Source organism: Acidovorax sp. JMULE5 (assembly GCF_013376875.1).
GTDB classification, from domain to species: domain Bacteria; phylum Pseudomonadota; class Gammaproteobacteria; order Burkholderiales; family Burkholderiaceae_C; genus Acidovorax; species Acidovorax facilis.
This window is the reverse complement of record NZ_CP035951.1, coordinates 5,238,437-5,251,839: the sequence shown is the minus strand read 5'-3', so window position 1 is coordinate 5,251,839 and position 13,403 is coordinate 5,238,437. Positions and strand designations below refer to the sequence as shown.

Genomic DNA, 13,403 nt, shown 5'->3' with positions numbered 1-13,403 from the left:
GCCACGTTGCACACCCAACGTGCAACGTGGCGTCAGCGATAAAAATACAGATAAAAATAGCCTCCAGCGCTTTACCAACAAGCGCTAACAGCTATTTATTTGGTAGCAAAATTCCACCAACCACTCCAGCGGTAGCAATCAGCCTTCCTGAGGCTGTTGCTGCTGCGCCCGCATGATCTGGTGGCGCTGCCAGTAGGCCCCCACCACGGCGTTGAACTGGTCCTTTTCCTTGGTGAGGCCGGGCAGCTTGATCTTGCTGGTCTTGGCGCCCAGGCCCAGGGCGTTCTTTTCGGGGTGCGTTACGACCAGTGCATTGCCGAAGCTGCTTTCCTTGAATTCCAGCGCCTTGATGGCGTCCCAGAACACCGTGGTCTCGTTGGCCGAGGTGCGGATGCCGTCGATGCTGACCTCCACCGTGTTCTCCCCCTTGAGCGCAAACACCACGGGTGGAAAGTAGCGCAGCACCAGCGCGCGCTCTTCGTCGGTGGCGGGCTCGTAGCGGTAGGCCAGGCTTCGTTCATGGTCTTGCGCAAACTGCTGTTCGTAGTCACTCCACAGGCGCTGCTCGATCGCGTCCGCCGTCAATATCTCCTGCACCCAGGTGGCAGCGGGCGCGCGCACGGCGATGGCGCCGTAGTCCTGCTCTTTCAGCGCCATGCCCACGTTGCGCAGGCGCTCGGGCATGGCGGGGTGCGAGTCAAAGGGGTGGGGCACGTTGGCCGTCTTCATCGCATCCAGAAAATCGTCGGAGGCCGCATAGGGGGCCAGCCCCTGGGCCACAAAGCGGGCGATGCCCAGCGTGGTGGTGTCGTGCCGCTCATTGCGGCCAAACAGCTCGTCCTCGATCTTGAAACGGTATTGCGCGTAGGCCGCGATCTTGACCAGCGACTGCGCAATGGCCGCTGGCGAGATGAGCTTGGCAGCGATGCGGTCGGCCTTGAACTCGCGCTCGCGGCTGTCGCGCGCCAGGGCGATTTCGAAGATGGTGCGGTACAGGTCCAGCACTGGCGACACCACGGCCGAGAGCCCCCCGCTGCGGATCGCATGGCGGTAGTGGTCAAACTGCACCAGCTTCGGGCCCAGCCGGGCGCTGCTCTGGGTGTCGCCGCCGCGCAGGTGGGCCAGCTCGTGGCCGAACACGGCATCGGCCTCGGCCTGGTCCAGGATGCGCAGCAGCGGCAGGCTGACAAACAACGTGCGGCCCGAGAGCGTCTGCGGGCCCACGGCGAGCGGTGCCTCGGTCACGAAAAAGTTGGCATCGATGCCCGCCACGATGTGCTGCGGCGGATCGGTCTTGAGGCGGCGCGCCATGTGGCGGATGCGCTTCCACAGCAGGGGCGCATCGTCTTCGGACACCAGCTCGCCCACGGCGCGGCTCTGGGACTGGACGCGCTTGAAGATACCCGCCACCGCCACAAACACGCCCGCCGCCACGGCCAGCCCCACGATGATGATGAGCTTGGGCGAATACTTGTGAAAGAAGAACGCCGTGACCCAGAACGACAGCCACACGGCCATCGCCCCCTGCACCACCAGCGCGGCGGCACTGGCCCAGGTGGTCAGGCGCCAGCCCGCCACAAAGCTGCTGTACTGCAGCGTGCGGTCGGCAAAGGCCAGCGCGCCCAGGCCCAGCACTACCACCAGCAGCACGCCGCTGGCCACCAGGGTCCAGAACGACACCTTGTGCGCCATGTGGAACTGCCACACGTCTGAAAACCGCTCGCACAGCGCCTCGCGGTACTCCTGGGCCTCGGCCGAGCTGTTGTCGCAGATGGTGGACGGCGGGTTGCTGCGGAAGTACTCCTTGCGCGCCTGCTTCTCGGCCTGCGGCATAGCCTTTTCAGCGTCGATACGCTGGCTCACGCCAGCCACAAAATCCGCGTCCTGGTCGCGCTGTGCATAGACGCTGAACCCCAAGGTCAACGCCGGGATGAGAAAAAGTGCCAGCAGCGCATAGACAAAGACCTTGGCCAGGCCCGCGCGGAGTGCGGAGGAAAGATGCATGGATGGGACCGATTGGTTATATGTTTTTGACCCGGGCGAAGCATGAAGCTACGCCTCCCTCTCCGAAGGCCCTCTTGCTTCACCGGGCGGGATTATCAAGACGCCACAGCACGCAGGTCGAGCGACAAGGTAACAATTGGCGAGAAATGCCCGACAGGCGGAACGCCCGTGGGGTGAAGGCGGGATGCAGGCAGGATGCGGGAAGGGCCTGGACGAGGAGAAAAGGCCGCCGGGCACCCGCCGACACTCCCGTAAAATGCCCGGTCCACCCTCTTGACCGTTGAGGCACGCCCTGTGCCTGCCTCTTCCTTCTGCCAAACCCCATGAGCACGCCCCAAGCACAACCCGGCCTCGACAGCCTGTCCAAGTCCTTTGAACCCGCCGCGCTGGAAGCCCACTGGGGCCCCGAATGGGAAAAGCGCGGGTATGGCACCGCAGGCCACCGTGGCACGGGCCAGCCCCAGGCGGGCGAGCCCGCCTTTTCCATCCAGCTGCCCCGCCCAACGTGACGGGCACGCTGCACATGGGCCATGCGTTCAACCAGACGATCATGGACAGCCTCACGCGCTACCACCGCATGCGTGGCTTCAACACCGTGTGGGTGCCGGGCACTGACCACGCCGGCATCGCCACGCAGATCGTCGTGGAACGCCAGCTGCAAGAGCAGGGCATCAGCCGCTACGACATGGGCCCTACCCCCCCCGAGGCGCGCAAGAACTTTGTGAGCAAGGTGTGGGAGTGGAAGGAAAAGTCTGGCAACACCATCACCACGCAGATGCGCCGCATGGGCGACAGCGTGGACTGGGGCCGCGAATACTTCACCATGGACGACAAGCTGAGCGCCGTGGTCACCGACACCTTCGTGAAGCTGTATGAGCAGGGCCTGATCTACCGCGGCAAGCGCCTGGTGAACTGGGACCCGAAGCTGCAGTCCGCCGTGTCCGACCTGGAAGTCGAGAGCGAAGAAAAACGGATCACTGTGGCACATCGCCTACCCGCTGGCCGATGGATCGGGCAGCCTGACGGTGGCCACCACCCGGCCTGAAACCATGCTGGGCGACGTGGCGCTGATGGTGCACCCCGAGGATTCACGCTACACGCACTTGATCGGCAAGATGGTCAACCTGCCGCTGTGCGACCGCCAGATCCCGGTGATCGCCGACGAGTACGTGGACAAGGAATTCGGCACGGGCGTGGTGAAGGTAACGCCTGCGCACGACCAGAACGACTACGCCGTGGGCCAGCGCCACAAGCTGCCCATGATCGTGGTGCTGACCCTGCAGGCCACCATCAACGAGAACGCACCCGCCAAGTACCAGGGCATGGACCGCTTCGTGGCCCGCAAAGCCGTGGTGGCCGACCTCGAAGCCCTCGGCGCGCTGGTCGAGGTGAAGAAGCACAAGCTCATGGTGCCGATCTGCACCCGCACCGGCCAGGTGATCGAACCCATGCTGACCGACCAGTGGTTCGTGGCCATGAGCAAGGTTTCCGACCAGGACCCCACGGGCAAGAGCATTGCGCAAAAGGCCATCGATGCCGTGGCCAGCGGCGACGTGCAGTTCGTGCCTGAGAACTGGGTGAACACCTACAACCAGTGGATGAACAACATCCAGGACTGGTGCATCAGCCGCCAGCTGTGGTGGGGCCACCAGATCCCGGCCTGGTACGACGAAGACGGCAACGTGATCGTGGCCCGCAACGAAGCCGAGGCCCAGGCCAAAGCCCCGGGCAAAAAACTGCGCCGCGACGAGGACGTGCTGGACACTTGGTACTCTTCCGCCCTCGTGCCCTTCAGCACCATGGGCTGGCCGAACCAGGGCGACAGCGCCACCGACGACTTCAACCTGTACCTGCCCAGCACCGTGCTGGTGACGGGCTACGACATCATCTTCTTCTGGGTCGCCCGGATGATCATGATGACCACGCACTTCACGGGCCGCGTGCCGTTCAAGCACGTGTACATCCACGGCCTGGTGCGCGACGCGCAGGGCAAGAAGATGAGCAAGTCCGAGGGCAACGTGCTCGACCCCGTGGACCTGATCGACGGCATTGCGCTGGAGCCCCTGCTCGACAAGCGCACCACCGGCCTGCGCAAGCCAGAGACCGCGCCCACCGTGCGCAAGAACACGCAAAAGGAATTCCCTGAGGGCATTCCGGCCTATGGCGCCGATGCGCTGCGCTTCACCTTTGCAGCGCTGGCATCGCTGGGCCGCAGCATCAACTTCGACAGCAAGCGCTGCGAGGGCTACCGCAACTTCTGCAACAAGCTCTGGAACGCCAGCCGCTTTGTGCTGATGAACTGCGAGGGCCAGGACTGCGGCCTGAAAGAGCACACCAAGGAAGAATGCCAGCCCGGCGGCAGCGCCCACGGCTACATGCAGTTCAGCCAGGCCGACCGCTGGATCAGCTCGCTGCTGCAAAAGACCGAGGCCGAAGTCGCCAAGGGCTTTGAGGAATACCGCCTGGACAACGTGGCCAACACGATCTACGACTTTGTCTGGAACGAGTACTGCGACTGGTACCTGGAGATCGCCAAGGTGCAGATCCAGACCGGCACCGAAGCGCAGCAACGCGCCACGCGCCGCACGCTGATCCGCACGCTCGAAGCCATCCTGCGCCTGGCCCACCCCATCATCCCGTTCATCACCGAAGCCCTGTGGCAGGTGGTGGCGCCTGTGGCCGGAATCCCCGGCGAATCGGTCAGCATCGCCCGCTACCCGCAGGCGCAACTGGACAAGATCGATGAGGCTTCAATAGCCCACATGGGCCGCGTGAAGGGGCTGGTGGACGCTTGCCGCGCATTGCGTGGCGAGATGAACGTGTCCCCGTCCACCCGCCTGCCGCTGTACACCGTGGGCGACACCGACTTCATGCGCGGCGTAGGCCCGGTGCTGCAGGCACTGGCCAAGCTCAGCGAGGTCAAGGTGTTTGACGACGAGGCCGCCTGGGCCGCTGCCGCGCAGGCAGCGCCTGTGGCCGTGGTGGGCGAAGCCCGCCTGGCGCTGTACATGGAGATCGACGTGGCCGCCGAGAAGGCCCGCTTGTCCAAGGAAATCGCCCGCATCGAAGGCGAAGTCGCCAAGGCCAACAACAAGCTGTCGAACGAAGCCTTCGTGGCCAAAGCACCGCCTGCCGTGATCGACCAGGAGAAAAAGCGCATCGCTGACTTCGGCGCCACACTGACCCGCCTGCGCGACCAACTGGGCCGCCTGGGCTGACAGAACAAAAGTGAAGGGCCGGGCAGCTCTGGCCTGACACTTGCATATCCACGACGACCACAACACCCCGAATCCCTGTCTTCACTCAAGGAGTCTCATGACTGTTGCCACCACCGTTCGCAAAGCCGTATTTCCCGTCGCTGGCCTGGGCACCCGTTTTCTGCCCGCCACCAAGGCGTCTCCGAAGGAAATGCTGCCCGTGGTTGACAAGCCGCTGATCCAGTACGCCGTGGAAGAGGCTTATGCCGCTGGCATCCGCCACATGATCTTTGTGACCGGCCGCAGCAAGCGCGCCATCGAAGACCATTTCGACACGGCATATGAGCTGGAGGCCGAACTCGAAGCCGCCGGCAAGAAGGAACTGCTGGCGCTGGTGCGCTCCATCCAGCCCGACGACATGGACTGCGCGTTCGTGCGCCAGCCCCGCTCGCTGGGCCTGGGCCACGCCGTGTTGTGCGCCGAGCCGCTGGTGGGCAAGGAACCCTTTGCCGTGCTGCTGGCCGACGACCTGATGGTGGGCCCCCCAGGCGGCCAGCCCGTGCTGGCCCAGATGGCCACCGCCTTCCGCCAGCAAGGCCGCTCGGTCATCGCCGTGCAGGAAGTGCCGGAAGACCAGGTCCACAAATACGGCATCGTGGCGGGCGAGCCCGCTGGCGGCCCGCTGATCCGCATTGAACGCATCGTGGAAAAGCCCAAGGCCGATGTCGCCCCCTCGCGCATGGGCGTGGCCGGCCGCTACATCCTCACGCCCGGCGTTTTCGACGAGATCCGCAACCAGCCACGCGGCGTGGGCGGCGAGATCCAGCTCACCGACGGTATCGCCCGCCTGATGCAGCACGAAGCCGTGTACGCCTTTCAATACGAAGGCAAGCGCTACGACTGCGGCAGCAAGGAAGGGTTTCTGGAAGCGACGGTGGAGCTGGCTTTGCAACACCCGCAGGTGGGCGCGCAGTTCCGGGAATATCTGAAGACCCTGGCGCTGTAAGCCACAGTCCGAGCTCACATTGGAAGCGCCTCAAACGCTTCTAAATTGATAGCTGTCAGCGCTTATCCATAAAGCGCTGGCAGCTATTTTTTCTTAAATCTACCGACGACGCAGGATGTGGATGTATTCCTCGCCCACCGTCTGCTGCTCCACCAGTTCGTTGCCCGTCTGCTTGGCAAACGCCTGAAAATCCCGCAGCGACCCGCCATCGGTGGCCACCACCTTCAGCAACTGGCCGCTGGCCATGTCGGACAGTGCCTTCTTGGCCTTGAGGATGGGCAAGGGGCAGTTCAGGCCCCGGGTGTCGATTTCTTTGTGAATGTCCATGGTCGTCAATCCTTTGGCGGCTGCGGCGGTTGTTCGTCCAGGCCGCGCCGCCGTTCTGCATTTTCTTCAGCGGTAAAAAACACCGGCTCGTGCCCCTTGGTGCGCAGCCAGTCGGCCAGCGCATAGCCCGTGCCCGCCGGCCAGCATTTGAGGTCTGCCAGATCGTACAGCCGGTAGTCCACCAGCTCGGGCGACAACTGAACCTGCCCCGTGGCCACCACATGGTAGGCAATGATGATCTGGTTCATGCGCAGGAACTCATAGGCGCCCACCAGGGTGGTGGACTGCACGTCGAGGTTGGTTTCCTCCTTCACCTCGCGCGCAATGCCTTCCTGGGGCGACTCGCCTGCCTCCATGAAGCCGGTGATCAGCGCGAACATCTTGCCCGGCCAGGCCGCGTTGCGCGCCAGCAGCACCTTGCCGTCGATCTCGACAATCGCTGCCAGCACGGGCGTGGGGTTGTTCCAGTGGGTCCAGCCGCAGGCGGGGCAGCGCAGCCGCTCCTTGTCGCCTCCGTCTTCGGCCAGGGTGATGGGCTGTAGCGCGGTACCGCAGTGGGTGCAGTGGCGGACTTCGTAGTGCATGGTAAAGCTATCATTTTTATAGCCTCTAGTGCTTATCCATCAAGCGCTAGCAGCCAATTTCATTAAAACCTTCGAACCCGACAGCCGACGGCCGCCTGTCACGCCGGAAACACACCGGTAGACAGATACCGGTCGCCCCGGTCGCACACGATGAACACGATGGTGGCATTGCTGTCCCGCGCCGCAATCTGCTGCGCCACCCAGCACGCGCCTGCGGCCGAGATGCCTGCAAAGATGCCCTCTTCGCGCGCGAGACGGCGGCACATGTCTTCGGCGCTGTCCTGGTTCACATAGACCAGCTCGTCCACCGTGCTCGGGTCATAGATCTTGGGCAGATACTCTTGCGGCCACTTGCGGATGCCCGGGATGCGCGAACCTTCTTCCGGCTGCGCGCCAATGATCTGGATGGCCGGGTTCTTCTCTTTGAGGAAACGCGACACCCCTGTGATGGTGCCCGTGGTCCCCATGGCGCTCACAAAGCGCGTGATGCGCCCGCCCGTCTGCTCCCAGATCTCGGGGCCGGTGGTTTCGTAGTGGATGCGTGGATTGTCGGGGTTGCCGAACTGGTCGAGCACCTTGCCCTCGCCGCGCTTTTGCATGGCCTCGGCCAGGTCGCGTGCGTGTTCCATGCCGCCGCTCTTGGGCGTGAGCACCAGTTCGGCACCAAAGGCCTTCATGGTCTGTGCGCGTTCGATGGACAAGTCTTCGGGCATCACCAGCACCATGCGGTAGCCCTTGATGGCCGCCGCCATCGCCAGCGCGATGCCGGTATTGCCCGACGTGGCCTCGATCAGCGTGTCGCCGGGGCGGATGTCGCCACGCTCCTCGGCCCGGCGGATCATCGACAGCGCGGGCCTGTCCTTGACCGAACCCGCCGGGTTGTTGCCCTCCAGCTTGCCCAGCACCACATTGCCGCGCGCCGCGTTGTCCTTGGCCCCAATGCGCTGCAAAGCGACCAGAGGGGTGTTACCCACTGCATCTTCAATCGTCGGATATTTCATGCGCCCTACTGTGCCATAATTTGGGGCTTCACGAATTCCAGCCCGGGTGGTGAAATTGGTAGACGCAGGGGACTCAAAATCCCCCGCCGCAAGGCGTGCCGGTTCGATTCCGGCCCCGGGCACCACGAACAAGTCCGTAAGAGCGCAGGCTCTTACGGACTTTTTTCTTGCGCCTTTGAAATCAGCACCTTAGCTGCCCATACCCGCCCAGACCTATCCATCCCATCCGCAACGATTGGGGGCATATCTGGGGGCACATTTTCAAAAAAGGGGGCACATTGATATGTTCCCGGTGCCCACAGCCGGTACCTCGGCGATTCCGATCGCCTTGGCATGGCAGATGCCATCGCCGTACCCCGCTCAATCCTTGAGAACCACCCCCAGCGCAGCGAGCTTTTCCGCATACGAATCCCTGCGCTTCGCTGCTTTGGCTGACGTATCAACAGCCGCCTGAATGGCTTTTGGGCCCTTGGTGCCGACAGCCTTGATGAGGCCCTGCTTGTGGGCAGCGTCAGCCTGCGCCCTTTTGAAAGTGGCGATCAGCTCGGCATGGGCAACAGGTTGATTCACAGGGGCTTTCATCTTCTAAAGTGCTATTTCAGCGCGTTACTTTGGGGTGGTCTGCGAAACCACAGTCACCGGCACACAGAGCCCAACTAGCCCCACACCCCGGGTTCATTTTTACGGCTGCCATCTGGCATGGAAATCTCTCAACCCGCAGCGTGACGCCGAGTCTGCCGCCCGTGGCGCGGCTCCAGCAGCCCATTCACCGTCTAGCGATTTGCTTCGCTTTTCAGCTTGCGCAACTGCTCCTCGGCAGCTTCAAGCTCTGCCCTGAGCGCCCGGACTTCCTTCTCCAGCCTTTCAATATTCGCCGTGTGGCCCTGATCAACCGCGAGCGGCAGACAGCTCGATTGCAGCGCCGCCAGTTGGTCAGCCAGTTGCCTACGTAGCAGCATCTGCCCCTTGGATCGCGCGACTTCCATGCGTTTTTCGACGTCAGCCTTTTCTGCAGTGCACGAGGTGTGGTTGTCCACCGGATTCGCAGGCTGAGCGATGGCGAAACCTGCCACGGTTATCGCGATGACCAAAGTGCAATAGCCGCTGAAACGCATACAAGTAAGTACCTGAGGGAATGGGGGCTGAGCATGACAGCAATTTGCGCAGGCGACCTCGATGCCACACGCGGGACATGGTCGGACGTCACAGGCGGCCCTGAGCGGCTTCAGCGGCAACGCGGCCTTTTGTTCATCTTTTTTTCGTATTTCTACCTTCCAACGCTCACTGCGCCGCCAGCACCAGAAAGTCCTGCTCATACCCCTTTACCGACTGCACTGCTTTCAACCGCTGCGCAGCCGTCATCGCGTTGTGCACGTTAGAGAAGCCTTCGCAGCCCTCTTCCACCAGCGCCTGCGCATAACGCTGGTAGGCCGCGTCGGGCGATGTTTGAAAACGTGCGAGGTAGCCGCGCAGCAGGCTCCGGGCCTGGTCGGTGTTGGTACGGTCTTCGGCGATTTTCTGCAGCACCTGCACCAGGTCTTTCTGGCGGCGCAGGCGTTCGGCATAGGTGCGTTGTGGGTCAAACGACGACTGGGCGATGAAGGTGCGCAGTGCGGATTTTTGCGGTTCGTCCAACGCGCCGTAGAAGCCTTCGGCGCGGGACAAGAGCTGCTTGAAGCGCTGCTCTCGCAGTTTGTCGGGCGTGACGTCTACCCATTCCTTCTTCCAGTCGGCGTTGCTGTCGACCTGCTTCTTTTGCAGGTTGCGGATCTGGGTGTCGGTGAGCTGGGCGGCCAGCCAGGCCAGTTTGGGTTCGGCCTGGGCGATGACCTTGTCGATCTGGGTGCGCACTGCGTCGTAGGTGCGGCAGGCCTGGCCGGGCGATATGGCGGATGGCAGTTGTTGCTGTACCTTTTGCAGCAGCTCGGCATGCCGGGGCAGCATGGTGTCACGGTGCCACTGGTGCAGGTCGCCCAGTTCGTCGCGCACGCGCTCGGTCTGGGTCTCTGACAGGCCGAGGTAGCTGTTCAGCTGCCAGTAGGCCAGGTGCGGCACCTGGTTGTAGGCCAGCTTGACGGTGCTGCAGCCTTGCAACAGCAGACCACATGCCGCCAGGGTGGCAACACACAGTGCTTTGCGAATCAGGGACGGTGCGCGCACAGAAGCTCCTCGTGGAAAAAGGAAAGCAAGAGAGGCAGGATAGGGCCAATGCTGCACGGCGAAATTTGCGGGCTGCAATACCCCGCCAACTGCGCGAGGATTGGCGAAAGTCCCGGCACTGTGGAGCAGTGCGGCAGGACCTTGCCATCGGTGGCGCTCTGCGGCGCCGTGGGGCTAGTGTGGTGTCGCATGCTTGACGGCACATTGAAAACCGATGGATTTTTTGGCCAGGGCAAGGCGCAAACCACAGCGATACCCGTAGGTATCGCGCGGATTTGCAACGCAGCCCTGATCGAAAAGACGCGGTTTCAAGTGCCGGATAGCGTGCAACACCACACTAGTTGTCCTGTCGGCGAATCAGTTGCCGACCGCTGGGCGTAATGGCCAGTTCGCCGCCGGAGCCTTTGGTGATGAAGCCCCATTCGAGCAGACGGCCAGACACGTGGTCCTTGAGCGCATGGGGCAACGTAAGGACTTGGCCCATTTCGAGTTGTTTGAGGGTCTCGATCTCGTCCACGGTGGGGTCGAAATGCGGGGCATGGTAGGTGGTCATGGGGTCACTCCCGGATCGGTATGTGCAGACAGACTCCAGCGCCACCAGATTAGTTCAGCCCCTGGGCGGATGCAAGCGCGTCATCCCTTGCCGTCTGCCCCGGCGACCGGCGGCACTCCGCCTGCCGCCGCTGCCATGCCCTGCAGCCACCGTGCAAACACCCCCAACACCGGCGGCTGGGCTTGCGCGGGGCTGATGAGGTAGTAGGCGCGCTCGCCACGCAGCGGGCGGTTGCAGGCCACCACCAGCTCGCCGCTGGCCAGTTCGGCCTCGATCAACAAAGGCGGCATCAGCGCCACGCCCATGCCATGCGTGGCGGCCACGGCCAGCATGGAGAACAGCTCGTAGCGCGGGCCATCCAGCGCATGCGGGGCATCCACACCCATCGCATCAAACCACTGGCGCCAGCCATAGGGGCGTGTGCTTTGCTGCAGCAGCGGCAGCTCGGCCAGCGCCTCGGCAGCGATCGGCTGGTGGGCGCGGCCGCGGCCCCGGGGCGCGGCGGATTCGAGCAGGCGGGGGCAACACACGGGCACCACGTCTTCGTGCATGAGCAGCAGGGCCTGCACGCCGGGCCAGTTGGCGACCTGCTCGGGGGTGCCTGCATACAAGGCGGCATCGAAGGTGGTGTCGGCAAACAGAAAAGGCCGCGTTTGCGTGTCGATGTGCACCACGATGTCCGGATGCTCCTGCGCCAGCAGCGGCAGGCGTGGGATGAGCCAGCGCGTGGCAAAGGTGGGCACTGCGGCCAGCGACAGAGTGCCACCCTCGCCCTGGTGAGCCATCACGTCCAGCGTGTCGCGCTCCAGGCCCTGCAGCCAGCGCGCCACCTGGCGGCCGTAGTGGGCGCCCGCAGGCGTCAGCACCACGCCGTGGCGCGTGCGGCGAAACAGCGCCACGCCCAAAAATTCTTCCAGCGCCTGGATCTGGCGCGACACCGCGCTTTGGGTGAGCGACAGCTCCTGCGCGGCGCGGGTGTAGCTCTCGTGTCGGGCGGCGACTTCAAAACAGGCCAGGGCCTGGGTCGATGGGATGTTGCGGCGCATGATGAAGAGGAACTTTTAACGAGGTTATCTCACCTGCAACCTCTGGACGCGAGTATTCCATACATTCCAACAACGCATATCTTGATGAAAAGAACTCGCTTGCGGGCTGGCACACCAGGGCCTACGATGCGCTTCAGACCCGTTTCTTTCACCTTCTTTCCGACCGGAGACACACATGGCCCACGCCGCTTTTCAATGGGATGACCCTTTCCTCCTGAGCCAGCAACTGACCGACGACGAGCGCGCCATCCGCGACGCCGCCGCAGCGTATTGCCAGGACAAGCTGGCGCCCCGCGTGCTGGATGCCTTCCGCCACGAAAAGATGGACGTGAGCATCTTCCGCGAGATGGGCGAAGTGGGCCTGCTGGGCCCCACCATCCCCGAGCAGTACGGCGGCCCCGGCCTGTCCTACGTGGCCTATGGCCTGATCGCCCGCGAAGTGGAGCGTGTGGATTCGGGCTACCGCTCGATGGCCAGCGTGCAGTCGTCTCTGGTGATGGTGCCCATTCATGAATTCGGCACCGAAGCGCAGAAGCAGAAGTACCTGCCCAAACTCGCCACCGGCGAGTGGATTGGCTGCTTTGGCCTGACCGAGCCCGACCACGGCTCCGACCCCGGCAGCATGGCCACGCGCGCCTACAAGGTGGACGGCGGCTACAAGCTCAAGGGCAGCAAGATGTGGATCACCAACAGCCCCGTGGCCGATGTATTCGTCGTCTGGGCCAAGGAAGTCTCCGAAGGCGGCGCCGTGGGCCCCATCCGCGGCTTTGTGCTGGAAAAGGGCATGAAGGGCCTGACGGCCCCTGCCATCCACGGCAAGGTGGGCCTGCGCGCCTCCATCACCGGCGAGATCGTGATGGACGACGTGTTCGTGCCCGAAGAAAACGCCTTTCCTGAAGTGCAAGGTTTGAAGGGCCCGTTCACCTGCCTGAACAGCGCACGCTACGGCATCGCCTGGGGCGCGCTGGGTGCGGCCGAGTTCTGCTGGCACACCGCCCGCCAGTACACGCTGGACCGCAAGCAGTTCGGCCGCCCCCTGGCTGCCAACCAGCTCATCCAGAAGAAGCTGGCCGACATGCAGACCGAGATCGCCATTGGCCTGCAGGCTTGCCTGCAGTTTGGCCGCATGAAGGACGCGGGCACAGCCAGCGTGGAAGGCACCTCCATCATCAAGCGCAACAGCTGCGGCAAGGCGCTGGACATTGCCCGGCTGGCGCGCGACATGATGGGCGGCAACGGCATCAGCGACGAGTTTGGCGTGGCCCGCCACCTGGTGAACCTGGAAGTGGTGAACACCTACGAAGGCACGCACGATGTGCACGCGTTGATTCTGGGCCGTGCGCAGACGGGCATCGCAGCGTTTTCGTGACATCCCCCTGAGGCGCTGCGCGCCTTCCCCCTTTTCTCGGCTTCGCCGGGAAGGGGGACGACGCCCTCGCTGCGGGGCGGCCCTTGCTTGGCGTCCCTGGTATCGAGACACGCCCACCTCAAGCCTTGCGCCCTTTCAAAACCATTCTGGCCACTG

General features: G+C 63.5%; 11 protein-coding genes, 1 tRNA gene and 1 pseudogene. 4 read left to right on the top strand and 9 right to left on the bottom strand.

Annotated elements, in window-relative coordinates; all coding sequences use genetic code 11:
- Positions 1–138: 138 nt before the first annotated feature.
- Positions 139–2,004, bottom strand: coding sequence for a M48 family metallopeptidase (locus EXV95_RS23890; protein ID WP_176888765.1), 1,866 nt, complete (start codon positions 2,002–2,004; stop codon positions 139–141).
- A 323-nt stretch (positions 2,005–2,327) separates the two neighbouring features.
- On the opposite strand from EXV95_RS23890, the pseudogene EXV95_RS23885 reads away from it, so the two are divergent.
- Positions 2,328–5,222 (top strand): annotated as a pseudogene (locus EXV95_RS23885) (valine--tRNA ligase).
- A 97-nt stretch (positions 5,223–5,319) separates the two neighbouring features.
- Complete coding sequence (gene galU, locus EXV95_RS23880; protein ID WP_055401640.1) at positions 5,320–6,207, top strand: UTP--glucose-1-phosphate uridylyltransferase GalU; 888 nt, start codon at positions 5,320–5,322, stop codon at positions 6,205–6,207.
- Between the two features lie 99 nt (positions 6,208–6,306).
- Here galU and EXV95_RS23875 read toward each other — a convergent pair whose 3' ends face one another.
- From EXV95_RS23875 to cysM, 3 genes are all read right to left on the bottom strand, one after another.
- Positions 6,307–6,534 carry a sulfurtransferase TusA family protein gene (locus tag EXV95_RS23875; protein WP_010459874.1) on the bottom strand — a complete coding sequence of 76 codons (228 nt, stop codon included), beginning with the start codon at positions 6,532–6,534 and terminating at the stop codon, positions 6,307–6,309.
- Positions 6,535–6,539: 5 nt separating this feature from the next.
- Positions 6,540–7,118 carry an NUDIX domain-containing protein gene (locus EXV95_RS23870; protein WP_055401638.1) on the bottom strand — a complete coding sequence of 193 codons (579 nt, stop codon included), beginning with the start codon at positions 7,116–7,118 and terminating at the stop codon, positions 6,540–6,542.
- Between the two features lie 98 nt (positions 7,119–7,216).
- On the bottom strand, positions 7,217–8,119 hold the full coding sequence (gene cysM, locus EXV95_RS23865; protein WP_176888764.1) for a cysteine synthase CysM: 903 nt from the start codon (positions 8,117–8,119) through the stop codon (positions 7,217–7,219).
- Between the two features lie 40 nt (positions 8,120–8,159).
- Between cysM and EXV95_RS23860 the strand changes: the two genes are divergently transcribed.
- Positions 8,160–8,244 (top strand) — tRNA-Leu (locus EXV95_RS23860).
- 235 nt (positions 8,245–8,479) lie between these two features.
- On the opposite strand, the gene EXV95_RS23855 is transcribed toward EXV95_RS23860, so the two are convergent.
- The 5 genes from EXV95_RS23855 to EXV95_RS23835 all read right to left on the bottom strand — a co-directional run bounded on the left by EXV95_RS23855 (position 8,480) and on the right by EXV95_RS23835 (position 11,878).
- Positions 8,480–8,701 carry a hypothetical protein gene (locus EXV95_RS23855; RefSeq protein ID WP_370460148.1) on the bottom strand — a complete coding sequence of 74 codons (222 nt, stop codon included), beginning with the start codon at positions 8,699–8,701 and terminating at the stop codon, positions 8,480–8,482.
- Between the two features lie 191 nt (positions 8,702–8,892).
- Complete coding sequence (locus EXV95_RS23850; RefSeq protein ID WP_176888763.1) at positions 8,893–9,234, bottom strand: DUF1090 family protein; 342 nt, start codon at positions 9,232–9,234, stop codon at positions 8,893–8,895.
- A gap of 166 nt (positions 9,235–9,400) precedes the next feature.
- Positions 9,401–10,279, bottom strand: coding sequence for a DUF6279 family lipoprotein (locus EXV95_RS23845; protein WP_176888762.1), 879 nt, complete (start codon positions 10,277–10,279; stop codon positions 9,401–9,403).
- A 337-nt stretch (positions 10,280–10,616) separates the two neighbouring features.
- Entirely contained in the window at positions 10,617–10,832 is a 216-nt protein-coding gene (locus EXV95_RS23840; protein WP_176888761.1) for a hypothetical protein, read from the bottom strand.
- An 80-nt stretch (positions 10,833–10,912) separates the two neighbouring features.
- A complete protein-coding gene (locus EXV95_RS23835) occupies positions 10,913–11,878 on the bottom strand; it encodes a LysR family transcriptional regulator (protein WP_176888760.1) in 966 nt (321 codons plus the stop codon).
- 175 nt (positions 11,879–12,053) lie between these two features.
- On the opposite strand from EXV95_RS23835, the gene EXV95_RS23830 reads away from it, so the two are divergent.
- Positions 12,054–13,247: an acyl-CoA dehydrogenase gene (locus tag EXV95_RS23830; protein WP_176888759.1), complete on the top strand. Its 1,194-nt coding sequence runs from the start codon at positions 12,054–12,056 to the stop codon at positions 13,245–13,247.
- Positions 13,248–13,403 lie beyond the last annotated feature (156 nt).